The 24,276-nt window shown below is 35.7% G+C and carries 18 protein-coding genes; 6 read left to right on the top strand and 12 right to left on the bottom strand.

Annotated elements, in window-relative coordinates; translation table 11 throughout:
* Positions 1-10 precede the first annotated feature (10 nt).
* The 11 genes from ACN1CN_RS18285 to ACN1CN_RS18235 form a co-directional block, all read right to left on the bottom strand.
* Positions 11-724, bottom strand: a complete 714-nt coding sequence (locus tag ACN1CN_RS18285; RefSeq protein WP_419136648.1) for a DUF3667 domain-containing protein — start codon at positions 722-724, stop codon at positions 11-13.
* Positions 725-963: 239 nt separating this feature from the next.
* A complete protein-coding gene (locus tag ACN1CN_RS18280) occupies positions 964-1,629 on the bottom strand; it encodes a hypothetical protein (RefSeq protein WP_419136647.1) in 666 nt (221 codons plus the stop codon).
* A gap of 387 nt (positions 1,630-2,016) precedes the next feature.
* Positions 2,017-2,523 (bottom strand): hypothetical protein, encoded by a 507-nt coding sequence (locus ACN1CN_RS18275; RefSeq protein ID WP_419136646.1) that lies wholly within the window; start codon positions 2,521-2,523, stop codon positions 2,017-2,019.
* A gap of 419 nt (positions 2,524-2,942) precedes the next feature.
* A complete protein-coding gene (locus ACN1CN_RS18270; protein ID WP_419136645.1) occupies positions 2,943-3,425 on the bottom strand; it encodes a hypothetical protein in 483 nt (160 codons plus the stop codon).
* Between the two features lie 3 nt (positions 3,426-3,428).
* Positions 3,429-7,061 (bottom strand): DUF6443 domain-containing protein, encoded by a 3,633-nt coding sequence (locus tag ACN1CN_RS18265; RefSeq protein WP_419136644.1) that lies wholly within the window; start codon positions 7,059-7,061, stop codon positions 3,429-3,431.
* 8 nt (positions 7,062-7,069) lie between these two features.
* On the bottom strand, positions 7,070-10,516 hold the full coding sequence (locus ACN1CN_RS18260) for an RHS repeat domain-containing protein (RefSeq protein WP_419136643.1): 3,447 nt from the start codon (positions 10,514-10,516) through the stop codon (positions 7,070-7,072).
* A 441-nt stretch (positions 10,517-10,957) separates the two neighbouring features.
* Positions 10,958-11,776, bottom strand: a complete 819-nt coding sequence (gene metQ, locus ACN1CN_RS18255; protein ID WP_419136642.1) for a methionine ABC transporter substrate-binding lipoprotein MetQ — start codon at positions 11,774-11,776, stop codon at positions 10,958-10,960.
* Positions 11,777-11,828: 52 nt separating this feature from the next.
* Complete coding sequence (metI, locus tag ACN1CN_RS18250; protein WP_264524265.1) at positions 11,829-12,482, bottom strand: methionine ABC transporter permease MetI; 654 nt, start codon at positions 12,480-12,482, stop codon at positions 11,829-11,831.
* Positions 12,475-13,506: a methionine ABC transporter ATP-binding protein MetN gene (gene metN, locus ACN1CN_RS18245; protein WP_419136641.1), complete on the bottom strand. Its 1,032-nt coding sequence runs from the start codon at positions 13,504-13,506 to the stop codon at positions 12,475-12,477. The genes metI and metN overlap by 8 nt, the downstream gene beginning before the upstream one ends.
* Before the next feature lie 431 nt (positions 13,507-13,937).
* Positions 13,938-14,411 carry a cupin domain-containing protein gene (locus tag ACN1CN_RS18240; RefSeq protein WP_419136640.1) on the bottom strand — a complete coding sequence of 158 codons (474 nt, stop codon included), beginning with the start codon at positions 14,409-14,411 and terminating at the stop codon, positions 13,938-13,940.
* Positions 14,408-15,406 carry a quinone oxidoreductase family protein gene (locus tag ACN1CN_RS18235; protein WP_419136639.1) on the bottom strand — a complete coding sequence of 333 codons (999 nt, stop codon included), beginning with the start codon at positions 15,404-15,406 and terminating at the stop codon, positions 14,408-14,410. The genes ACN1CN_RS18240 and ACN1CN_RS18235 overlap by 4 nt, the downstream gene beginning before the upstream one ends.
* 92 nt (positions 15,407-15,498) lie before the next feature.
* Between ACN1CN_RS18235 and ACN1CN_RS18230 the strand changes: the two genes are divergently transcribed.
* Entirely contained in the window at positions 15,499-15,879 is a 381-nt protein-coding gene (locus ACN1CN_RS18230) for a winged helix-turn-helix transcriptional regulator (RefSeq protein WP_264524269.1), read from the top strand.
* Between the two features lie 162 nt (positions 15,880-16,041).
* Here ACN1CN_RS18230 and ACN1CN_RS18225 read toward each other — a convergent pair whose 3' ends face one another.
* Entirely contained in the window at positions 16,042-17,268 is a 1,227-nt protein-coding gene (locus ACN1CN_RS18225; RefSeq protein WP_419136638.1) for a PQQ-dependent sugar dehydrogenase, read from the bottom strand.
* A gap of 295 nt (positions 17,269-17,563) precedes the next feature.
* Here ACN1CN_RS18225 and ACN1CN_RS18220 point away from each other — a divergent pair, with 295 nt between their 5' ends.
* From ACN1CN_RS18220 to ACN1CN_RS18200, 5 genes are all read left to right on the top strand, one after another.
* Positions 17,564-18,229: a FadR/GntR family transcriptional regulator gene (locus ACN1CN_RS18220; protein ID WP_419136637.1), complete on the top strand. Its 666-nt coding sequence runs from the start codon at positions 17,564-17,566 to the stop codon at positions 18,227-18,229.
* 43 nt (positions 18,230-18,272) lie between these two features.
* Positions 18,273-19,508 carry an MFS transporter gene (locus ACN1CN_RS18215; RefSeq protein WP_291285714.1) on the top strand — a complete coding sequence of 412 codons (1,236 nt, stop codon included), beginning with the start codon at positions 18,273-18,275 and terminating at the stop codon, positions 19,506-19,508.
* A 311-nt stretch (positions 19,509-19,819) separates the two neighbouring features.
* Positions 19,820-21,313 carry an ankyrin repeat domain-containing protein gene (locus ACN1CN_RS18210; RefSeq protein ID WP_419136636.1) on the top strand — a complete coding sequence of 498 codons (1,494 nt, stop codon included), beginning with the start codon at positions 19,820-19,822 and terminating at the stop codon, positions 21,311-21,313.
* 85 nt (positions 21,314-21,398) lie between these two features.
* Entirely contained in the window at positions 21,399-21,878 is a 480-nt protein-coding gene (locus ACN1CN_RS18205; RefSeq protein ID WP_419136635.1) for a DUF2271 domain-containing protein, read from the top strand.
* 179 nt (positions 21,879-22,057) lie between these two features.
* Positions 22,058-24,250: a PepSY domain-containing protein gene (locus ACN1CN_RS18200; RefSeq protein ID WP_419136715.1), complete on the top strand. Its 2,193-nt coding sequence runs from the start codon at positions 22,058-22,060 to the stop codon at positions 24,248-24,250.
* The last annotated feature ends 26 nt before the right edge of the window (positions 24,251-24,276 follow it).

Genomic DNA, 24,276 nt, shown 5'->3' with positions numbered 1-24,276 from the left:
ATGAAACTTTTTAATGTATTACTAAATCAATGAATGTTCCAACAAGTATAATGGCCAATGAAAATGTTATCATTCCTAAAATGTAGGCAAAAAAGGCTTTAACGTAGGAAGATGCTTTTCCTCTGTCATAAAAATTCCCAATAGCCCAAGTGGAGTATATGAATGCCGCAATTCCGGCAAATTGCATTATATTTAAATGTGTCAGACCGTAAACAAGTCCAAAAATGGCGTAAATTAACATCCCTATTCCCATTACGAAACAGAGAAGAATTAATATTTCAAATATGTTATAATCTCGTTTTTTGAAAAATAGTTTTGTCCACAATGCAATAAATATCCCCATCATTATATTGGAATAACCTAAATTCACCTGAACCCATTTTAAAATAGTACTTGTTGTCGTTTTTTGACTGTCAAGGAAACTCATATAACCATCCTGAAAATGAAAAAAATGATTACTTACGGAATAAATTAAGGAAGTAACAATAATAAAAATGATAGGTTTAACCAATCGACTTCTGTTTTCAGTAAGATAATTTCTGATATTTTGCCCCGGGTTTGTTATAAGTTCTTTAATGGTATATAATATTCCACGTTCAAAATGTAAAACGTGTTCAATTTCGTGAACGATATAATGTCCGTTGATCCTTTTGAGTGTTTTGGGCTGTCCACAGTCTGGACAAAAATTAGAATTTAATTCGTTGTTACAGTTTAAGCAGTTCATTTTTTTGGTGAAATATTTTGGTCTTTTTTTATTTGTGGTCAGTTCGATAAAATGTCATCAATACAACTAAATAGGGTTGGTTTTACGCAATTGATAGGAGTGTTTTATTTTTACACAAGGCTAAAATACAAAAAAAGCCAATACTCATAACATTGACATTTGTTGATTATTTTATAGGTTTTAGCATTACAAAACAAAAGACTATTAGAGGATAAAATTCTTAGCTTTACATTTAAGACCTAATTTGATAATTTATCAAATTCATTTAATTTATAAGTTAATGAATCTCCTTGCGTAAAAATAATTACAACCTTATTCTTATATAATTCAAATTTTTGAACTTTAAGATTGAAAAACTTGCTTGGTAATTTTGCAAAAAATAGTTTTCCTTTTTTCTTATTAAACATAAAAGCGTTGTGATTTATTTTAAAAAATAAAATTTCGTTTTCCGGCTTTTCTACAATTTCTGTTTCGAATTTGTTAACATCAATCTTACCTAATTCATTGTTTAAATTGCAGATTATTAAATATCTATAATTAGTACTTGAACCTTGGCCCAGAGCAATATAATCAGTTTTAAACAAGACTTTTGGAATCATTCCATTGTAAGAATCACAATCAAATGAGTAATTATCAAGTGTATCAACCATTCTATTCATTTTTATTTCAATACCATAACTTTTGTTAACTGGTATAAATTTAATATAATCACCGTTTTTAAAAATTGTATCTTTAGCTGTAGTGCACTTAAAAAAATTCTCTTTACTTAGATGTTCCTTTTCTTTTATATTAGAAATTATATCTTTCCTTTGTTCTAATTGACTATTATTTTGGCAATTAAATAATAAAACACATAATATTAATATACTACAAGGGCTTACTTCTTGTCCCTTTAATTTTTTCATAATTTAAATTTGGATTAAAATTCATTCCTTTTGTTGAAAAAGTCGGTGTCTCCCGCTCCACTAAGTGTTCCTTAAACAATCTATAAACGCTTCGCAAATGTCTCTGACTTTGTGCTACTCCAAACAAATATATTTAAAAAACGTAAACGTCTTAAAGTCTATGAGTTTAAAACAATTTTGAAACAAGTCTTATAACTAATTTCCCCAAAAAGTATAATTAAAAAAGTCAGGGACTTTCAAGACACCTGCAATTTCTAAAAACAAAAAAAGCGCAAAGTCAGAGACATTTGCGCAGCTTTTCAATTGAACTCTTCGGAGAGCGGGGGAATTCTAGTACTCCTAATTTCATCAACACTACTGATAGATTATCTTTTTTTTAACACAATATTAATTTAATTTAAATGTATTTCTAAAAATACTATAATACTTATCATCTCGAAATTCAACAAATTCAATATTAGTCTCTTTTGATTTTGGAATAAAGTGCACATAAAAACCAATCAGAACATCATTTTCTGGGTATTTTTTCAACTGAATGGATTTAAAGACAGTTGCAATTAATTCATTAACAATGCTATTTAACTGAAAATCAACATTCAACATACTTATATTAATGATTTTCTTTTCATGAACATTAAAAATGATAAGTGAAGATATAATTTCTGTACTTAAGCTATCCTTATATGCTGCACAAAACTTAACAAATGCATTATTCATCTTGATTTGTTGCACAATATATTTACTATTAGAAAACTTAATTTTACTTTTTCCAGATATTATATAATCTTTTGAAATGGTCTTATCTTTATAGTAATAATTAATTGGCTGGCAAAAAATATCAAAACTTTTAAATAATAAAATAAACAACAATATTACTTTCGAATAATTTTTCATAATTAATTTATTCTTATTGGACTTTCAGATTTTTTAGACACCCGCTCTGCTAAGTGTTCTCAATTATGCTAGAACTCTGCTCACGCTGCGCAAATGTCTCTGACTTTGTGCTACTCCAAACAAATATATTTAAAAAACGTAAACATCTTAAAGTCTCCGACTCTAAAACAATTTTGAAACAAGTCTTATAACTAATCTCCTCAAGAAGTATAATTAAAAAAGTCAGGGACTTTCAAGATGCCTACAATTTCTAAAAACAAAAAAAAGCGCAAAGTCAAAGACATTTGCGCAGCTATTCAATTGAACTCTTCGGAGAGCGGATTACGCAGCTTTTCAGGTGAATACTTTGAGGAGCGGGGAATTCCCTTAATTATAAAAAATAACTTTAAATATCTGAATTTCAAATATCACTACATAAATCAATGCTCTTTTGCAATTTTAAGTAAAAAATCAGAGGATTTTGGCATAGGTTTTAAGTTTGCGTACATTTCATTAACTTCATATTCAGCATTAGCATTTTTCTTTTCGTATGCCTTAAACAAGTAATAATTGGCTAATTTGTTTACTCTTATGGCACTATCATTTTCACGAAGCGTTAATAAATAAAACGTGTCAAAGTAGGCATCTCCAAAATCATATTTTTCAGACATTTTTATCGAATAATACAAAAAGTCTTCATAACAATTGATCGAAACATATTTCTTAAATGCTTCGACATATAAAATTTCATTTCCATTTTTTAAAGCGCTATCAGCAAGTTTTTTAGCTTCTATTTTGTTGTTGTAATACTTCTCATAATTTGAAGAAGAAGAAGAAGAAGAAGTTTTTTGACTATTTATCTTTTCCTTTTGCTTATTACAAGAAAACAATAATAGCACAATAATTAATATATATGTTTTCATTATTTATATTTTTTTAAATTTTTTTGTTCTCGAGCCAGGAACTTCATTTCCTGATTTGTATGTTACTTGCTCACCTTGATTATCACCACGGCCATCAACAGGCCATTCCTTACTAATTCCGGTTATTACCCCTGTAGGACTATACATTACATAACCATCAAACGCAATAACTGTAACATTATCATATGCTTTAGAAATTTTTTGGGCTATAGATTTTCCGTTAGGAGACCCTGAAGAGCAAACATAAAGTACTAGTGTAATTTCTTTATGTTCTTTCATAGCTTTAGCCCAACTTGCGCTTTTCTTGGACATTTTATCATTAAATATTTTAGGGTTATATACTTTTTCATCTTTTGTACCAGTATCATCCCATAAAAGACTTAACCAACCATGCCCATATACTCTGAAAACCCCATCGCCTTCAGTCCATGCATACTTCTTAAAATCTTTATTAAACAGATTGTGCCAAAAAGAGCTATCACGCTTTCCAAAGAAACTCACAGGAGGTTCATCATCTTCCATACTAACTTCTTCTAAATTATCTGCAGTTGCAATAGATTTTTCGGATGTAGTTTGTAATACATCCATTGATAATTCAGGATTAGTAAACATAGAAGAATTACTACTTTCATTAGCAAAAGAGCCCGGATGTCTGTCTGACCACATTTGATGCCTTCCATTTATATTTTGACTATCATGAACATACGAATTTTTAGTTTCCATCCCATCAGGGTCAATAAAAAATACAGGATTGTTAAGAGCGTAAGTGTATGGCGAAAAACGTCGTGATGTCTCAGCAAGAGGATCAGTATTCATCCATCGTCCTAATGCAGCATCGTAATTACGGGCTCCATAATCATAAAAGTCAAGCCCAAGTTCGTCCTGTAGCTCCTTGCCGTTATACTTATATTTATTAGCCGTGGCATTTCCTAGTGAGTTTACAACATTATTTCCATCCATTTGTTTTAATCCAAAAGGATAATAATTGTTTTCTTCTACGATGCCCAGGTTTTTGTTGTAGCTCAAACGAACATTGCCTAAGTGATCTTTGTACTGGTAAATATATTCAAAAACTCCGTTGTTTTGCTTTACATATCCCTCCGGTTGCGAAAAAAATTGCAATACATTATTCTCATATTGAAAGCCTCCGGCATAATCGGTTGTAATACCACTTACTACTTTACGCTGTTTTGTACCAATGGCATCATACGCATAGTTAATCGTTCCTCCTGGAAGTGTAATTTGTGTAGGAAGATTTAAATAATTGTATATTATATTTGTCGTAATCCCTTTGTTCGCGTCGGTTTTCATGTTGCCATTATCATCATAGGTATACTCCACCGGGAGATTGGCTCCATTTTTAAATCCTGTATATAAACTCTCACTATCTTCTACTTTTAGAAGTTTGTTCCCATTATCATAGGTATAGGCCAAATTATCCCAGATCTGCATCGTCTTTTTAGAGGTTCCTGTATTTTTGGGCATATTTCCTGTTCTATATAGACTCATTATGTTTCCGTTCTTGTCATATGATACCTTTTCCTGCTGGTCCTCTAAATCTCCCGTTGCAGCAATCAACCTGTTGAGTTCATCATAACCATACGAATAGCCTTTTAAATCGGTATCTCTATTGCTCGTTTTCCAAAATGTCTGGCTGATGTTTCCATTAAACAATCCAACAGAACGATTATCACAATCATTGTAATTAATTTGAAAAGCAAACAAATCGGTTCCAATGGTATTTACATCGTTAATACTTTTCAACCAGCTTCTAATATTGTATTTGTAATTAATAGTCTGCAGACTTGCCCCTGTACCTCCAACATCTTTAGTAAGCAACTGTCCTAACTTATCATAACTATTAGTAGCAATATTCTCCTGAGCCTGACCGTTTATTTTTTGCTTCTGCGAGAGCACTCTTCCTGTGTGATCGTAAGTAAATGCATCTGTTATTGTGATAACGTTGCCAGAAGCTTTTTGGTGCGTTGTGGTAGTTTCCAATATTTTTCCAATAAAATCAAACTGATTTTTAACTGTATTTATTGCAGATAAATAGTTGTTTTTACTATAGCTGTATATTGTTCTTCCTTTGGCCTCGTAATAATTTACATTAGTTGTCCAAAGTGATGTCCCTAAAATTCTAATTTTTGTTACAGTTGCAAGTCCTTTGGGATTGTTAATAGGCGTAATATTGTATGATGTGGCAGCTGTACCTCCGTCTAAATCAACATTGGCATAGTCATCGTAATAAGTAATGACAAATGGGGTAATATTGCTTGTTGGAAAAGCCGTATTGCTATAATTAACATAAGTATCGCCAACGGCTACTGCTGAAGCAGAACGATTTTCAAACAGCATCGTTCCTCCTGCCAATACCTGAACTGCTGCCCGGCTTGTTGCTGTAGTATTCACATATTCCCCAGTATAAACAGGTCTGCTAAAAGCATCGTATTTGCAAAACATCCATTTATTCTGGGCTCTTAAATTGGCATCCTGAGTCAGAATAGGTCGGTCGAGTTTGTCATAGACAATATATTCCCAGTCTTTTCCAGGAAGTTTTTTCTCCACAAGTCTGTTTCGATCATCGTATTTATATTGATAACAAAGATCATTCAGGACAGCAGTTGTTACAGATCCATCTGCTTTTGGAGGAATTACATAAGTTAGATTGCCAAAATCATCGTAGACGTAGTAAGTTTCATGGGCTACACTAACTTCTGTTTGATTTACTACTGATGTCCCGTATGTTTTTTTAAGTAGTACTTTTCCCTGTTTGTCTTTGAATTCTTCTGTTGTGTGATTTGTCCCTGATTTCCAATTCTCGTCCTTTATCACATTTTTATACAATTTATTGGCGCCATAAAAAATGTTTCCTGAGCTGTTTCCTAAAGCAACATCATAAAGCCCTGAAGCCGGGTTCCAGCTTGTTGAAATCGTAAAAAGTTTAACATTGTCTAAAGCAGTATTGGCCAGATAATCCAACTTTATTTCATGACCAGAGCCTAATGCCCATGCACTTCCGGGAGCTCCTTGTACTAAAACACGATTAAGAGGTGAATCTTCGTATTTTTTTTGAGAATACGGATTAGGGACCAAACTATTAATTTCGGTAGGATAGTTCGTGCTGTAATAACCATTAGCATTGACTTCGGCACCAGGTCTATAAGATGCCAAAGCACCTGTTTGTTCAAAATAAGGAAGATAATCTTTCTCTTGCCTACCAAAACCATCATATACAATAGGGGTTACAATATCCAGCTTCAAAGGAGAAGCTTTAATTGCAATATTCTGTATTGGTCTGCCAAGTCCGTCAAAATAACTGATAGATTCGAGAACATCTTTATTACTCAAGATTCCCGTACTACTTGTCATAGGACTTTGAAATGTTCTGGTGTAAATATAATTCTCATTGCTCAAATTCAAGGGAATATAAGCATCTGAGTTTATTGTGGCTAAAAATGTACTTCCTGCTTTTATCCAAGTATTGGGTTTTAAAACAATACTTTGCGTGGCGATCAGAGTTTCTGTTCCTGTGACTGTATAGTCAGTTTTTATAATGTTCTCAGGTGTCTGTGCTACTGATTTTAAGGATACCAAAACCAATAATATGCTGATATGTTTGAAGATATTTTTCATCGTACTATTTAGTTTTTATAATGATATTGATTTTCAGAAAGAAGATTACCCTTGGCATCTTTTACAAACTGTAATCGTCCCGCCGCATCATAGGTATAAATTATCGTGTCTCCTTTTGGATCGGTAATTGTACTTACACCCACAAGTGGAAGATAGGTGTAGGTTGTGATCATGCAATTTGGTAGAGAAGTCCTTAAGGCATTTAAGGCTGAAATTAAAGCCGCTTCTGTTCCTGTATTGGAGAGATTCTGCAAATTTGCTACAAAAGCAGCAACCAGGCTGTAGGACGCATTTTCTATTTTAGCAATAGGCTGCGATTTATTATACCCCCAAATAATAGATACGGGAGTTCCATTTTCAAGAGCATACTCCAATACATTTCCATTTCCAACCGTAACCCCGTTTAAAACATCAGAATCATATAGACTAAAATTTATCTTTCTATTGGCAGCATTAAAAGGAAAAGTTTCAACGACACCTTTTGAGGAATGAATTTCTTTAGGCAAAAGTGCATTTCCTGTAGTAAGACTTTGTTCGTATTTTGTTATAGATTCAGAAGTTTGCACGTTGTTTAAAAAAGTCTCTGTTTTAATAGGTCTCTCAATTTTATTCTGGGCAACCAATTTTTGCATTTCGGCAGTCTGACCTGTTGCAATCAAATCCTGCGGATAACTCAATTGGGTTCTTAAAATTTCATCTTTACTATTGGTGATCTCTGTTTTGGTTACCTCATAATGGGCAGGATTCTCATACCCATAAATTGTGATTTTTTCTGTAGTCGGGACTTCATTTATGTCATAATCTGTTTCTGTTGTTTGGGTCAGTACTTTTTTACCTTGTGAGGTTTTACTAATACCATAATAAAACAGATACGAATGATAATCACTACCTTGATTATAGGGTAAAGCAAAACTTTGCGGATAATCTCCTGGAAACCTTTGGTCTGCCTCCGAAAAATTATTCAAAACAATATTATAAGGTAATGTTGTTTTTTTAAGAACAGCATACTTATTAACAGTGCTTTTTATGATTTTAAAAGTATTTGGTGTATCGCCAGTTTTATAAACAGCTGTTCTTAATAAGGAGCCTTGATTCCATAGCTCATTTTTAAAGAACACAAATGAAAAATAAGATAAGTTTGAACCAATATGAAAAGCGTTTGGATTGGTAGTTCCATCGGCATTAAAAAACGGACTTTTAAAGAAAACCGGACTGCTGGATACATCATTATCTAACATACGTTCAGAAGAAATATTTTCATAATAATACTCTGTTTTTCCATTAGGAACATTATTCAAACCAGAGTTTTCTGTTTCAATTATTTTCCCATAGGATATAGCAGGTGACCCTCCTGTATTATTATCGAAAAGGGACGTCGTGGAAAAAATCGGTAAAGAAGCCCCCGTAGTATTGATTCCGTCGAAAACATAGCGAACAAAGCTTCCATTCCCTTCCTTAATTAATGGATTCTCCTGTTCATATGAATATTGCTTTGCTGCAACAGGATTTATATTTTTTCCGTCATATGATTTGATAGATTTTATACGTAATCCCCCAATGAATTTAGGTACCAAAGTGGTAACTGAACCACTATTTTCCTCCCAACTTGCCGTTATATAAGTAATCGGACATCCACTAGCCCCTACATTTCCTGTACGGTACTCGTATGCCCCTAGAGTATGAGTCCCAGATCCAAAATTTACTACCATACTTCCTCCACCCGAAGGATAACCTGACCCCACTGGAGCAGGTCTGAAATACGTATTTGAATCATAGGTCACTTTAGTATTTGGCCCATGTTCCTGAGTTGCATTTGTGAAACCATACGTTATCTTTCCGCTTCCACCAATATAAGTCGAAGATGGAGTGAAAGTTTTTATTTGTGATGATGGACCCGAATCATAGGTACAACCACTACCATACGCCCTTGCCGTTTCAGATCGATAAGTTATAGTAGGGGTTGTAACAAATTCATTGTATCGGTTACTTTCAAATTCAAAGACAGAGTACCCCCCTTCCGGATAATTAATTCTTTGTAAAATACCAGACTTCATTAAATTTTCATTCGAGCTCCTATTACCATTTCCTACATAAGTATCAGGACTTGCAGGCTCAGAATATACTAATCGCTTAATATAAGTTGGAGGGGAAAGATTTCCACTATTGTCGTTAATGTATCCCCAATAATCTTTCTTTGTTGTACCTCTAAGAGGCAAGGTTGTCCCTTCATATTCAAAAGAATGTTTTGTGTTTAGAACATTATTGGTAAGTTGAGTTAATTTTAGTGACTTATTTCTACTGGCAATATTTCTTGCAGAGGTATACGAATAAGGAACATTATCGCTGAGAGTAGGAGGCTGCGAAGTTGTATTCCCACCACTTCTTAGGTAATAATCATAGGCAAAACCATATTCCTGCACTACTGTTTTTGTACTTCCTTTTATACTAAATACACTAATTTTATCAAGCTTTAAATCGTCTGCTAAGTCCAACCTGTTTCGCGAAGCAGTAAATTCAACGCTACCATTATTAAAATTGATAGCGGTCAAAAATAGCTTATTAGATATCGTTGGATTAGGAAAAACAGATTGCAACGCAAGAAGATAATTAGGTACTCTATTGTCTGCTAATTGTTCTCCAATTACAACCGGATAATCTAATGTGTTTTCTTGTAGTTGTTGGTATTTAAAAGATATTACACCATTGGTACTAGAATCATTAGGTGGAATAATTTCTGTTAGATACCATGTTAAATTATAATCTGGTCTATAGGTACCCGAATTATTACGAATAGTTTCTGTTGCATCATAACCATCAAGCGCCTTTCCAAAACGATAAACAGTTCCGTCTGCTTTAGTTATTTCTAATGTATGTGTTTTTGAAAATAATTGATTATTGGTTTCTGACGTTTTAACAATTGTATTTTGCAAATCTCTAAAGATGGCTTTGTTATTTACAAAGTAAAAAGTTCCAGATAAACCAGGTGCATTAACAATAAATTCATCATATGCTGTATCAACTTCACCAACTCTATAAGGATTATATTGCTTGTACAATAAATTGTAATTTTCTGCTGTAAAAGTCAGATTTTGCAGATCTGGGACAGGAGTACCGTTATCAACAATTCCTTTTACATTTCGAACTACAGCACCACCTGCGTTTAAATTCCATCCTAGTCCTACCCAGGAAGCAAGCTCATCCAGTTGTATTCCTGCACTATTATAACTAAGCGCAATTGGAACTTTTAATTCTTTTGTTTTAATAGTGTAAAGCGGAATACTGATGTCTATTTTTCCTGTTGAATAATCCACAGGAAACAAGCCTTGTTTAGCAAATGAAGCCGCGTTTGGGCTTACCGGGAAATAATTGGGTAAGTCTTTTGTGGCTTGCGCCAGTAATGAACTTGTAACTAAAACCGAAAAGAAGAATACTCTTAATAAAATAGATTTAAGCATAAGACATATAATAAATTATAAATTGTTTGTTTTTTTATTAGGAATTACAAGAATAACTAAAAAATAAGGATTTTTGAACTATTCATTTTATTAAATATTAACAAAGTTATTCTTCCTTGTTAGTATTTTGTTAAGTAACTTTTTACAATCAAAACTCTAATAATGTGATCAGTGATTAGTGATACAATATTCTTATTTAAATCTAAACAGATAAAACTTACAAAAAACAAACAAATCAATATTCGACAGCATTAATGCAATAATCGTATCTAAAAACATAACAACCGCGAGTATTGCAAAAACTTCCCTCCGATAAAATCGAAATTTTGAAACAAGATGAGGAAGCAAAATTCCTCTGTAGAAATCAAAAAAAATGCGCAACGATCTTTGATCATTGCGCATTATAAAACTTTTACCCAATATCGGGTTTAAAGAAAGTAACTACCAGCCCTTCACCGCTCCGCCTTTAAATTCACGAACAGCGGCCTGTTCTACTTCAGCAGATTGGAAAGCCTGTACAAATTGTTTTATTTTTTCTTCTTTTTTATTGTCATCGCGGCTTACGATTAAGTTAACATAAGGTGAATCTTTATCTTCTACAAACAAAGCATCACGTGCCGGAACCAATCCTGCCTGCGAAGCAAAAGTATTATTGATAATTGCAATGGCAACATTCTGATCGTCTAAAGCACGTGGCAATTGTGGCGCTTCCAATTCTAATATTTTTAAGTTCTTCGGATTCTCCTTGATATCTGTCACTTTAGGCAATAAACCAACGTTCGGACGAAGTTTCAGTAACCCGTTTTTCTCCAAAAGCAACAAAGAACGACCTCCGTTTGTCGGGTCATTCGGAATAATAATGGTGCTTTCGTTTTTCAATTCCGCAAGACTTTTGATCTTTTTAGAATAAGCCGCTATTGGGTAAATAAAGGTCTTTGCAATAATGGCCAGTTTGTATCCGCGTTGTTTCGATTGCTCGTCCAGATATGGTTTGTGCTGAAAAGCATTAACGTCAATATCCCCCTGACTCAAAGCTTCGTTCGGAATCACATAATCGTTAAAAGAAACCAGTTCTACTTCAAGACCGTATTTGTCTTTGGCAACTTTTTGAGCAGCTTGCGCCACCACATATTCCGGACCGGCAGCTACACCAACTTTAATATGGTGTGGGTCGTTAGTTTTACTTTTTCCGCAATTGGTCACAACAATTGATAATGCCACAATTCCTGCTGTTTTTAAAAAATTTATTTTAGTGCTCATTCTTTTTATTTTTTACTATTTACTTTTTACATTTTACATCTCACATAATTCACTATCTGTGATCAAATCGCTTAGACAATGCGTCACCTGCAAACTGAATCAGGAATACCAGAACTACCAGCAAAGCCAATACCGAGTTCATTGTTACAGCATCATAACCAATATAACCGTACTGATATCCCACCTGTCCTAATCCTCCTGCTCCAACAGCTCCACCCATTGCAGAATATCCTACAAGTGTGATTAAAGTAATCGATGCCGCATTAATTAAAGAAGGTAAAGCTTCCGGAAGCAATACTTTAAATACAATTTGCAAAGGCGTAGCACCCAAGGCACGTGCTGCTTCGATTAATCCTGAAGGAAGTCCCAAAAGACTATTTTCTACCAATCGTGCAATAAATGGGGCCGCCCCAATACTAAGTGGAACCAATGCAGCACTTACACCAATAGAAGTTCCTACTAACCCACGGGTAAACGGAATCATCCATACAATTAAGATGATAAACGGAATCGAACGAAAAACATTAACCAAAACCGATAAAAAGCGATTCAATACCGGCTGTTCTAAAATTTGATTTTTTCGTGTCAAAAAAAGTAAAACACCCGTTGGAAGTCCCAGCAAAAAGCCAAAAAAACCGGATACAAAAGTCATCACTATCGTTTCCCAGGTACCTTTCAATAATAATTCAATAATGGATTCAGACATAACCTATGATTTCTGTTTTAATATGTTTTGAAATAAAATACTGGATCGCAGCATCGTAATTTTCGCGTTTACCCGACAATTCAATCAGCATCACACCAAAATTAACTTCTCCTGCCTGATCCATTTGCGCGCTGACAATCTTAAAATTCGTATCAAACAAACGCGAAACCTCCGAAATAACAGGCTCGTTAACCGATTTCCCCGTCATTTCAAGTCTAAGTAACGGATTCAATCCCTCACCATCTTCCTTTTGCAGTCTGTCCTGATAGACCTGCGGAACATCAAGATGCAACGACGAAGCAATAAATTCTTTTGTCAGTTCGTGCTTCGGATCTGCAAAAATTTCCCCGACACTTCCCTGCTCTATTAATTTTCCATGACTAATTACCGCTACTTCATCACAAATCGATTTCACCACTTCCATTTGGTGTGTAATGAGCAGGACCGTAATGTTCAAACGTCGATTAATATCTTTCAGTAAGTTTAAAATTGATCTTGTAGTTGCAGGATCCAGTGCACTAGTAGCCTCATCGCATAATAGTACTTTCGGATTATTGGCCAGCGTTCGCGCAATCGCAACTCTTTGTTTCTGACCACCCGAAAGACTGGCGGGATAATCGTTTGCCTTTTCTTTTAAGCCTACCAATTCCAATAATTCTAAAACACGAACCTTGATTTCTGATTTTGAAGCACCCACAAGTTCCAGCGGAAAAGCTACATTTTCAAAAACCGTACGCGATGAAAGTAAATTAAAATGCTGAAAAATCATTCCAATTTGCCTTCTTTCAATTGCCAGCTGGGCGTTTGATAATAACATTAGTGATTTTCCATCCACAATAATTTCTCCCGAAGTGGGTCTTTCCAATAAATTCACACATCGAATTAAGGTGCTTTTTCCCGCTCCCGACGTTCCTATTACTCCAAAGATTTTCCCTGGTGGAACGCTAAGCGAAACATCCGACAAAGCCGAAACTACGCGGTCTTTCTGATGGAAATTCTTAGTGACATTTTTTAATTCAATCATTTCGTAATTCAAGTTTAAAAACAAAAAAGCCTCTCAAAAAAATCATGAAAGGCTTCTTAAATAAATAATATCATTTTATATACAAGCCAGATCAATTAACCTCATAACAGCATCACAACACATCATCATGTTGCTGTTATCATAGTTCATATTCTGGTCCTTTTTTCTCATTGCTGCGGCAAATTTAATGAGTTATTTTTAATTTTAAAGCATAAATAGGTAAAACTTTTATTAACCTATCAAAATAATAGACTATGAACCTGCTCGCATGCAATTAACAAAATGATTAAACCCATAAAAACATCGACTTTAAGCATAAAAAGAGAACGAAAGAATGATCGTTGATTTCAGATCTACAAAACCTGAAAAATAGATAACATTTAAGTACTTACTAATACCAAATCAGAAATCAAAAATCTGCAATCGTTAATCTAAAATCTAAAGGCATCCAATAAAATAGCCAACTGAATACAAGGCAAACCCGATCGATTGCTCCAGGCATGATTCGTCCCTCTTTGCACCACTATATCCCCAGCCTGTAATAATGTTTCACCTTCATCAACAATCAGATAAATTTCTCCCGAAAGGATAACGATGTAATCCAGCGTATCCGTTTGATGCATTAAAGGATGCGGTTCTCCTTCAGCTGCCACAATACCCAGAGAAGCATCCGGCGGAATCTGAACATAACGAAAGTAACTTCCGTTTTGAGGCGTATGAGGAAAAGCCGTATTCTCAATAACCTTTTCCTCACTTAAGCGAACAGGCATACTATCCGTTGACCAGATATCGGATATGATAAGTCCCGGAAAATGTTCTGAAACATTAGACACCAGAGCATCCTTTTCAATTATCGATTTGCCTTCTCGTATTCCTGTAACGATCCTTCTCGGAATTGTTTTCATAGTGGGTTGATTTGCATGATTAATTTCTTTCCATTTGTTCTGTTTTCGCGAAGTACAGCGTGTGCTTTTAAAACTGTTACAACATCTAAATTGCCCATTACTTCAATATTAGGCGGTGCAATTAACTGCTGTTCCAACAGGGAAGCCAGCTGCTCCAGTCCATTTTTATAATAATCATATCTTTTTTCAAGACCGTAGGCATAGTTTGAAATATTGAGAATCGTTGCACCCTTATTAAAAAGCACTTCACGCGATTCCGAAGTCAAAAAATTGGTTACATCTGCATAAACGCCATTTGTTTTTAGCAATCGGGCTGCTGTAAGAGCGATAGCATTACCCACTAAATCAACTACAAAATCAAACTTCTGATTGTTATGGAGCATCAAAGCCGTTTCGTAAACATCGTCTTCTTTATAATTAATGATTTGTTTTTTAGTCAAACCAATTGCAAGTAATGCTTCTACACTATTTTCATTTCCGGCCGTAACTATAACATTTTGATATCCTTTTGCTAAAAGCAGTTTTATGAACATTGCGCCTACTCCACCTGCTGCTCCGGTTACGAATATAAAATCTGTGGTTTGAGCTTGCATACGATTCAAACATTGTAGCGCAGTAAGTCCTGCCGAAGGAATTGCAGTTGCCTGTTCAAACGAAACATTCTTAGGTAAGTGCATCAAAATCTCCGAAGGAATACAAATAAACTCGGCATAGGTCCCATTTGATCCCATACTGCCCGAACCGCAAAAAACGGCATCCCCAATTGCAAAATCTGTAACGTTCTTTCCAATGTCCGTTACGATCCCCGAAAACTCCCGTCCTAATACCGGCGAATGCACTAATTTACGTTCCATAACATTTTCGGTCATCTGATAATCGATTGGATTAAAACCCGCAGCGGCAATTTTTACCTGAACCTGATTTTCGGATGGCAGTGGAGTACTGATTTCCTCCAACCGGAATTCTCCTTTTTGATCTAAAACAATTGCTTTCATTTTTATACATTTATCCTACGAAATTAGTATACAAATGACTTATTTTTGCTACTAGTTAACTCCGGGTAACCGGTTACTTAAGAGAAACTAGTATGGCAAAAATTAAGGATAACGGAACGCTTCGGGAAGCCAATTGCTCAGAAGAATTAATGGCAATGCGCGATAGTCTCGATGTACTGGGTGGAAAATGGAAACTGATGATTTTACGTTTTCTAACCAACCGTACCCATCAGATTATTCATTTTAAAAAAATGCAGCGCGAAATCGAAGGTATATCGGCCAAAATGTTAAGCAAGGAACTAAAAGAACTCGAAACTAATTTGCTTATTTCCAGAACTGAACAGCAAACCAAGCCCGCTATGGTCGTATACGCTGTTACAGAATATGGAAAATCTGTGCTGCCAGTTACCGAAACTCTGGTGCAATGGGGTTTAAATCACCGTGAAAAAATAATTGAGACCATAAGTAAATAAAACCAACGCAGTATTTGTAGTTTGTTTGAAGGCGTTATAAAAAGAGCACATAGAAACATCGATACTGTACCTCTGTTTCTATGTGCTAATTCTATTTTATGAATCAGAATTACTACAGACTATCACAAGACAGCACTTGCTTATTCTAATTCCAACTAAAGTTTATTTTTTATCAATTTTATACAACTTACCGCCATCCGTAACCGCATACAAAGCACCATCATTTCCTTGGGTAATATCTCTGAATCGTTGATTTTCTGACACCAATAGTCTTTCTTCACCCACAACTTTATTATTGTCTATGGCAAGACGAACAATATGCATTCCGCTTAAAGCCCCAATAAAAAGATTATTCTGCCATTCCGGAACCCGATTCCCCGTGTAAAATGTCATACCACTTGGCGAAACTACCGGATCCCAATAATAAACCGGCTGTTCCATACCCTCCTGCTGTTGAATTCCGGCTCCTATTTTATCTCCTCCATATTCAATTCCGTATGTAATGGTAGGCCATCCGTAATTTGCTCCAGCCTTTAAACGGTTGATTTCATCACCTCCACGTGGGCCATGTTCCGACAGCCAAATTTCTCCACTAACCGGGTGAAGTGCCAGTCCCTGTGGATTTCTGTGTCCGTAGGAATACAATTCAGCTAATGCTCCGGCCTGAGTAAAAACAGGGTTTCCGGATGCTGCCTGCCCTTCTTTTGTAATTCTCACCACCTTACCAAGGCCTGAGGTAAGAGATTGCGCCAAAGGTCTTGTCTCTAAAACTGAACGTTCGCCGGTACTCACCACCAAATTCCCTGTTTTATCAAATAAAATACGCCCACCGTAATGAAGAGTGCTTGCATTGGCTGGTTTTGCTCTATAAATAACTGTGACCCCTTCGATTGTTTTTTCATTGGCAGATAATTTTCCTTTGGCTACCGCTGTGTTGTTTCCTCCTCCTGTTGCTTCCGAGAAAACCCAGTAAATCATTCGATTGGTTGCAAATTCAGGATCGAAACACAATCCTAGCAAACCTCCCTGCCCTCCGGCATTAACCGCAGGAATACCCGTAATCGGATCACTCACTACTCCCGCAGTACTAACAATACGCATAGTACCTGTTTTTTGCGTAATCAGCAAACGGCCGTCCGGAAGACTTTTAACGCCCCACGGACTTGTAAGCGCACTCGTAATAACCTTTGCCTCATAAGGCGTGTTTGTTTGAACACCATTCGTACGGGTTTGTCCCGCAAAAGCAGGTTTGTAAGTCGTATTGGCAGGATTCCCCTCGACAGGATTTGTAATAGTGCCCGGATCGGTTACAACTTCTTTGTCATTTGAACAGCTCAGAAAAGTGAACAAAAGTCCCGAAAGAACCGCAATAGATTTTGTATTTTTCATAAGAAATAGATTTAGTTAAAAAAGGTTTGGGGGTAATTGTATCAAATATCTACAATTCAAATCAAGAAACTTTATATAATTCACCCGAAAAGTTATACAATTATATTGTTAAAGCTTTCCAATTAAAATCGAACTACATCTCAACATAATAAACTGAAAAGCAATACTTCACCCCCTGAAATCGCTTTGTTTTACCGGCATCAGCCCAACAATTAAATCTTAAAAAAGGGTTAATAATGGTCGATTCTACAATTATTCTTTTATTTTTGCAATCATCAGATGATGTGATACATACATGAAAACTCTTATCCAAAAAAAATCGCTTGCAGAAGAAGTTGCTTCAAAAATTCAGGAGCAAATTACCTTGGGTCATTATAAAATTAATGAAAAATTACCCATTGAGGCTGAGTTGATGAAAAGTTTTGGTGTTGGTCGTTCCTCCATACGAGAAGCCATGAAAATCGTTGCCAACTCGGGCTTTTTGCGCATTCAGCAAGGTGTGGGTACTTTTGTAGAACAACTTACGAGCAATCGCGAACCAATGGATCAGCGTATCATGCGTGCCAATGTTCAGGATCTTGATGAAGTCAGACAAATACTGGAAATGAAAATTGCTGAAAAAGCGGCCATTAACAGAACGAATGACGATATCGCAGCTATGCAGGAACATTTACACAACAGATTGATTGCCGCTAAACAAGGTAATTTAGAAGAATGTGTTGAAGCCGACATTCAATTTCATATTGCTATTGCCAAAGCTTCAAAAAATGAAATTCTTGCCGACTTGTACAAATCAGCATCCGTACATCTTAAAAAAGGTTTTTTACATCTTTATACCGACACTAAAATATTCGAGGAAACGTCGGCTGTACACCATCAACTTTTAGAAAATATTATTGCACAGGACCCTAAAAAAGCATGGAATACTGTTGCAAAAATTATCGGACATATCAATTACTAATTTTTTACTCATAATCATCAGATGATCTGATCTATTATTCCTTATGAAAACAGAAACTACTTTTACCAATACACTAGCCGGATCGAAGCAATTGGCCCAGCAAACCGTTTTCTCAATTTTGTTTACCATCAGTTTTACGCATTTTATCAACGATATGCTTCAGGCTGTTATCCCTGCGGTATATCCTATTTTAAAAACAAAATTCAGTCTGACCTTTACCGAGGTAGGTCTTATCACGCTGACCTATCAGCTTACCGCCTCTATCCTGCAGCCTTTTATTGGTTTTTATACCGACAAAAAACCACGTCCCTATTCCTTAGCAATTGGTATGGGGTTTACTCTTGTGGGTCTGGCAGCAGTAGCCGTAGCTTCGAGTTTTGTTAATATTTTACTTGCCGTAAGCTTAATTGGTATCGGCTCCTCTATATTTCATCCTGAATCTTCACGTGTTGCCCATTTGGCTTCGGGAGGAAAAAAAGGTCTTGCCCAATCGATTTTTCAACTGGGAGGAAATGCCGGAAGTGCCATCGGACCTTTGCTGGCTGCTATAATCGTGGTTCCCTACGGACAGTTTAACATTATCTGGTTTTGCTTAGCGGCGATTGTGGGTATTGTAATCCTTTCCGGTATTGCCAAATGGTACCAGGAACATTTGAATCTTAAAGCTTTAAACAAATCAGCTGTTACAGAAGAAAAACCTCATTCGCTTTCCAGACAAAAAGTTATATTCTCCTTAGGGATTTTACTGGTTCTGATCTTTTCCAAGTACTTTTATATGGCCAGTATGACCAGTTATTATACTTTTTACCTGATTGATAAATTTCACTTGTCTGTTCAGGAATCACAAATTTATCTTTTTGCTTTTCTTGGTGCGGTAGCCGCAGGAACGCTGTTTGGCGGAGCATTAGGAGACCGTTTTGGGCGAAAATATATTATCTGGATTTCTATTTTAGGAGTGGCACCTTTCACGCTATTATTGCCTTATGTTTCGCTTTTCTGGACTGGAATTTTATCGGTAATTATTGGTTTAATTATCTCGTCCGCATTCTCAGCTATTCTGGTTTACGCGACAGAACTTGTTCCGGGTAAAGTAGGTTTAATTGCCGGGCTTTTCTTTGGACTGGCCTTTGGTATGGGTGGATTAGGTTCTGCTGTACTGGGAAAATTAGCCGATACTACAAGCATCGAATATGTTTTTAAAATTTGTGCTTTTTTACCCCTGATAGGAGTTTTGACCAGTTTACTTCCCAACATTGAAGGAAAAAAAGGAAAACAGTAGTTTATTGGCGATAAGTCACTAAGAACCGACACAACTTACTGTTATTTTTTACCACAGCATAAAAGGATTTGATGGATTTTTTATAATTCTCAAAATCTTTTAAGCTGTGGTTTTCTTTTTGTGAAAAATCCGGTTCTCAATCCTTAAAAAAAGATTAAAATTGGAGTTTCTTCAGCAAATACATTGCTTTACTAATATTAATTTTTACATTTGCGTTATTTTTAACTATTCTAAATAGATTGTTCTTCGCAAGCTGTTTCAGTAGTATACCAAAACTAATTTATTTTAGAAAAAATAGTAAATCTTTAAATATGAAAAAGAATTTCTTTATCTCTTTCGCATTGGTCGCTTCCTTATTTGTAAGTGCTCAGCAAAAAAACATATTATTAGAGCAATCTTTTTGGAAAACAGTACCGGATGTCAATGCGGTTAAAGCTGAAATTGCAAAAGGGAACAGTCCCGTAGCACCCAATGCCAATGCTTTTGACGCTACGGTTATTGCAATCAACAACGATGCTCCTATAGCCAGTATAAAATTCTTATTGGACCAACCTGGTAATACAGTAACTAAATTGACTCACGACAACCGTATTTACCTGCACTGGGCTGCTTATAGAGGAAATCTTGAATTGGTAAATTACCTTATTGCTAAAGGCTCAGACATTAACCTTAAAGACAGCCACGCTACTACTCCAATTGCTTTTGCTGCTTCAAACGGTCAGACCAATACTGCTTTATACGATGCTTTTTTCAAAGCCGGAATTGATCCGAAGAAAAAATATGCTGATGGTTCCAACCTGTTGCTAATGGCTGTTGCAGCTGATAAAGATCTTGTTTTAACCGATTATTTAGTAGCTAAAGGACTGTCTCTAAAAGATGTTGACGCTAATGGAAGTACTGCTTTTGACTATGCTGCAAGAACAGGAAACATTGCACTTTTGAAAAAACTTTTAGACCGAAAAGTAAAACCTACTGACAATGCGCTTCTAATCGCAGCACAGGGATCACGCAGAGAAACTAATACTCTTGAAACGTATAAATATTTAGTAGAAGAAGTAAAGTTAAAAGCTACTGCTACCGGTAAGTCGGGAGAAAATGTACTGCATTTATTGGCAAACAAACCAAATCAGGGTGAAATAATCGCTTATTTCTTAGCCAAAGGTGTTGATGCCAACAAAATCGACAAAGACGGAAATACTCCGTTAATGATCGCTGCCGGAGCAAGAGAAACTGTTGCCTTAGACAAATTATTACCGGTATCAAAAAACATCAACTTACAAAATACTAAAGGCGAGTCGGCATTGACATTTGCAGTAAAATCAGGAACTCCTGAAGCAGTTGCAACCTTATTAAGCAAAGGTGCCGATGTAAATGTAAAAGATAAAGACGGAAACAATCTGGGTATTTACTTAGTACAATCTTACCGTCCGGCAGGCCGTGATGCCAATGCTGCTCAGGATCCATTTGAAGCAAAAGCAAAATTACTTCAGGAAAAAGGACTTAATTTAGCTGCTGCTCAAAAAGACGGAAGCACGCTGTATCACTCTGCTATTGCAAAAAACGACTTGGCTTTAGTAAAAAAATTAGCTTCTTTAGACATTGATGTTAATGCTAAAAATAAAGATGGTTTAACAGCTTTACACAAAGCAGCTATGGTTGCCAAAGACGATTCAATCTTAAAATACCTTCTTTCAATTGGTGCTAAAAAAGACATCAACACTGAGTTTGACGAAACTGCTTATGCTTTGGCAAAAGAAAACGAGTCGTTAACTAAAAACAACATCTCGGTTGATTTTTTAAAATAATCGCTAGAAACATCGAAATTCCAAATTTCAAATTCCAAATTCCAAAAATATAAAGATCTAAGATCTGAAAAAAGTAATAATTCATATGAAATCAATATTTAAAATAGCGCTTACAGCTGCGTTAATCTGCTTAATCTCTTACCAATCTACAGCACAAAGTAAGTACAAATGTATGCTTCAAATGGCTAATTATATGGGAGAAGGCGCTTACATCGTTGTTTCGCTTATCAATCCAAAAGGAGAATACGAGAAAACCCTTTATTTAATGGGTGACGATAAAAAATGGTACAAATCATTGAAAGAGTGGAATAAGTTTCAAACTGCAAAACCTGCTGATATTAGTGCTAAAACCGGAGCTTCTGTTACCGGTGGAGACCGCAGCGTTACCACAATTGAAATCGAAGATTCTAAAATAAACAAAGGATATAAACTAAGATTTGAATCGGCAGTAGAAGATCAGAAGTACTATGTAAGCGATTTAGAAATTCCGCTTACTACTGAAGGATTGGCTGACAAAACTGAGGGAAAAGGTTATATCAGATATGTGAGATTAAACAAAATTTAATTGTAGCAGTCACAAATCGGGCGAAAGCAAACAGGCGAAGCAATCGCACGAACTAACTCTAATTAAATTCTTTGAAAAAAAGATAACCACAGATTCAAAAGGGCTGAACAAATTAAAATTCCTTTTAATCTGTGGTAAAAAAAACGCTTACATTTGATTACACTATAGATTACACCTCCATGACTCTTTCTTTTTGGCGTTACGCACACCTGGCTCTTGCTTTATGCTCTTCTTTATTTTTGATCCTCGCTTCGGCAACAGGTACTATTCTTGCTGTTGATGCAATGCAGGAAAAAACACTTCCCTACCGTGCCGAAAATTTTGATGCTATAACGCTGGAAGAAGCCTTAACCGTTCTCAAAAAGAATTATTCTGAAATCACAACCGTCAGTATTGATCACAATCAGTTTGTAACCGTGCAGGCTATTGATGAAGACGGCAATGACATTAATGCTTATATTGATCCTAAAACCGGTAAACAACTAGGAACACCCCTGAAAAAAAGCGAATTTATTCAATGGGTGACCGGATTCCATCGTTCTTTGTTTCTTCATGAAACAGGACGATTTTTTGTTGGTATCATTTCCTTTTTACTCGTTTTAATTGCAATCTCGGGCTTTGCTTTGGTACTAAACCGACAAAGAGGCATTCGTAACTTTTTCTCTAAAGTAGTCAAGGAATATTTCGCACAATATTACCACGTAGTTTTAGGAAGACTGGCTTTAATCCCAATTCTGATTATTGCACTTACCGGAACTTATTTATCGCTCGAAAAATTTAATTTTTTCATGGATAAAAAAGATTCCGAAAAGGTTAAAATGGTCAAAGCTGATATTACCAAAGAAGAAAAAGGAACCTCTGTTTTCAAAAAAACACTTTTAGCGGATGTCAACAAAATTGAATTTCCTTTTACAGACGATCCTGAGGAATATTACATCATTGATTTAAAAGACCGCGAAATTGAAGTCAATCAGGTTACAGGGGCTATTGTTACGAAAAAACTATCTCCCGTGACCGCTCAATTGTCTGATTTAAGTCTTGATCTGCATACCGGAAGGGCTAATGGAATCTGGGCTTTTATACTTGCGATTGCCAGTATCAACATTCTCTTTTTTATCTATTCTGGTTTTGCTATTACCTTAAAAAGAAGGTCCAGCCGAATTAAAAATAAATACAAAGCCACCGAAAGTGAATTTATACTTTTGGTTGGTTCAGAAAACGGAAGTTCTTTGCGATTTGCCAATGCTGTACTCAAACAATTGATTGATCAGGGTAAAAAAGCGTTTGTTACCGAAATGAACAGTTATACCATTTTTCCAAAGGCAGAACATCTTATTGTCTTCTCCTCTACTCACGGATTAGGTGATGCTCCTTCTAACGCAAATAAATTTATATCGCTTGTAAAAAAGCATCCGCAGCAGCAAAAAATCACGTATTCAATCGTTGGATTTGGTTCAAAAGCCTATCCTGATTTTTGTGGTTTTGCCTTTGAAATAGACAAACAGCTCGAAAATCAAAATTGGACGGAACGTTTTCTGGAAGTACAGACTGTTAATGATAAATCGGCAGTTGAATTTGTAAACTGGATCAGGTTGTGGAGTGCTAAAATGGGAATTCCGTTGTCGACCACACCTTCTTTGTACAATCATGTACCAAAAGGCCTGCAAAAATTGATGGTTTTAGACAAAACACTTATTTCCGAAACCGAGCAAACTTTCCTGATTACATTACGTGTCAATAGCAGAGTTAAATTTACTTCGGGAGACTTACTGGCTATTTATCCGGCAAACGACAGCAGGGAACGCCTCTACTCGATCGGAAGTCATTCCGGAAACATCCAATTAGTGGTGAAATTACATGCACACGGATTGGGTTCTGGTTTTCTAAACGCACTGGTTCCCGGAAATGTAATCAAAGCCAGAATCATCAACAACAAGGTTTTTCATTTTCCTAAAAAAGCGCCTCAGGTTGCTCTTATTTCAAACGGAACGGGTATTGCCCCTTTCCTTGGAATGATCGAACAAAACAAAACGAAGACAGAAACACGCTTGTATTCAGGATTCCGAATGGAAACCGAAACCGTTTCAGGATATAAAAAATTTACGACTGAAATGATTCAGAAGCAAAAGCTGCAAAGTTTTCATCTCGCATTGTCCCGCGAAAATGAGCACTTTTATGTGATGGATCTGATCAAACGCGATGCCGATTTTTTCATTAATTTACTGCAGCAAGGCGGTGTAATTATGATTTGCGGCTCACTTGCCATGCAACAGGATGTCGAATCGATTCTGGACCAATTGTGTCTGGAAAGAAATGTAAAGAATCTTTCAGAATACAAGAAAAATGGTCAATTACTAAGCGATTGTTACTAATGAAATACTACTTTTAATTCATCGCA

It is taken from the genome of Flavobacterium sp. T12S277, from assembly GCF_048514875.1.
Classification (GTDB): Bacteria; Bacteroidota; Bacteroidia; order Flavobacteriales; family Flavobacteriaceae; genus Flavobacterium.
This window is presented reverse-complemented; position numbering and strand designations above follow the sequence as displayed.

Bases quoted from the DNA above. Each gene is read 5' to 3' on its own strand.
- ACN1CN_RS18210 (WP_419136636.1), top strand. From the start codon at position 19,820: ATGAAAAAGAATTTCTTTATCTCTTTCGCATTGGTCGCTTCCTTATTT.
- ACN1CN_RS18275 (WP_419136646.1), bottom strand. From the start codon at position 2,523: ATGAAAAATTATTCGAAAGTAATATTGTTGTTTATTTTATTATTTAAA.
- metQ (WP_419136642.1), bottom strand. From the start codon at position 11,776: ATGAGCACTAAAATAAATTTTTTAAAAACAGCAGGAATTGTGGCATTA.
- ACN1CN_RS18280 (WP_419136647.1), bottom strand. From the start codon at position 1,629: ATGAAAAAATTAAAGGGACAAGAAGTAAGCCCTTGTAGTATATTAATA.
- ACN1CN_RS18230 (WP_264524269.1), top strand. From the start codon at position 15,499: ATGGCAAAAATTAAGGATAACGGAACGCTTCGGGAAGCCAATTGCTCA.
- ACN1CN_RS18265 (WP_419136644.1), bottom strand. From the start codon at position 7,061: ATGAAAAATATCTTCAAACATATCAGCATATTATTGGTTTTGGTATCC.
- ACN1CN_RS18220 (WP_419136637.1), top strand. From the start codon at position 17,564: ATGAAAACTCTTATCCAAAAAAAATCGCTTGCAGAAGAAGTTGCTTCA.
- metI (WP_264524265.1), bottom strand. From the start codon at position 12,482: ATGTCTGAATCCATTATTGAATTATTATTGAAAGGTACCTGGGAAACG.
- ACN1CN_RS18285 (WP_419136648.1), bottom strand. From the start codon at position 724: ATGAACTGCTTAAACTGTAACAACGAATTAAATTCTAATTTTTGTCCA.
- ACN1CN_RS18240 (WP_419136640.1), bottom strand. From the start codon at position 14,411: ATGAAAACAATTCCGAGAAGGATCGTTACAGGAATACGAGAAGGCAAA.
- ACN1CN_RS18215 (WP_291285714.1), top strand. From the start codon at position 18,273: ATGAAAACAGAAACTACTTTTACCAATACACTAGCCGGATCGAAGCAA.
- ACN1CN_RS18270 (WP_419136645.1), bottom strand. From the start codon at position 3,425: ATGAAAACATATATATTAATTATTGTGCTATTATTGTTTTCTTGTAAT.
- ACN1CN_RS18200 (WP_419136715.1), top strand. From the start codon at position 22,058: ATGACTCTTTCTTTTTGGCGTTACGCACACCTGGCTCTTGCTTTATGC.
- metN (WP_419136641.1), bottom strand. From the start codon at position 13,506: ATGATTGAATTAAAAAATGTCACTAAGAATTTCCATCAGAAAGACCGC.
- ACN1CN_RS18205 (WP_419136635.1), top strand. From the start codon at position 21,399: ATGAAATCAATATTTAAAATAGCGCTTACAGCTGCGTTAATCTGCTTA.
- ACN1CN_RS18225 (WP_419136638.1), bottom strand. From the start codon at position 17,268: ATGAAAAATACAAAATCTATTGCGGTTCTTTCGGGACTTTTGTTCACT.
- ACN1CN_RS18235 (WP_419136639.1), bottom strand. From the start codon at position 15,406: ATGAAAGCAATTGTTTTAGATCAAAAAGGAGAATTCCGGTTGGAGGAA.
- ACN1CN_RS18260 (WP_419136643.1), bottom strand. From the start codon at position 10,516: ATGCTTAAATCTATTTTATTAAGAGTATTCTTCTTTTCGGTTTTAGTT.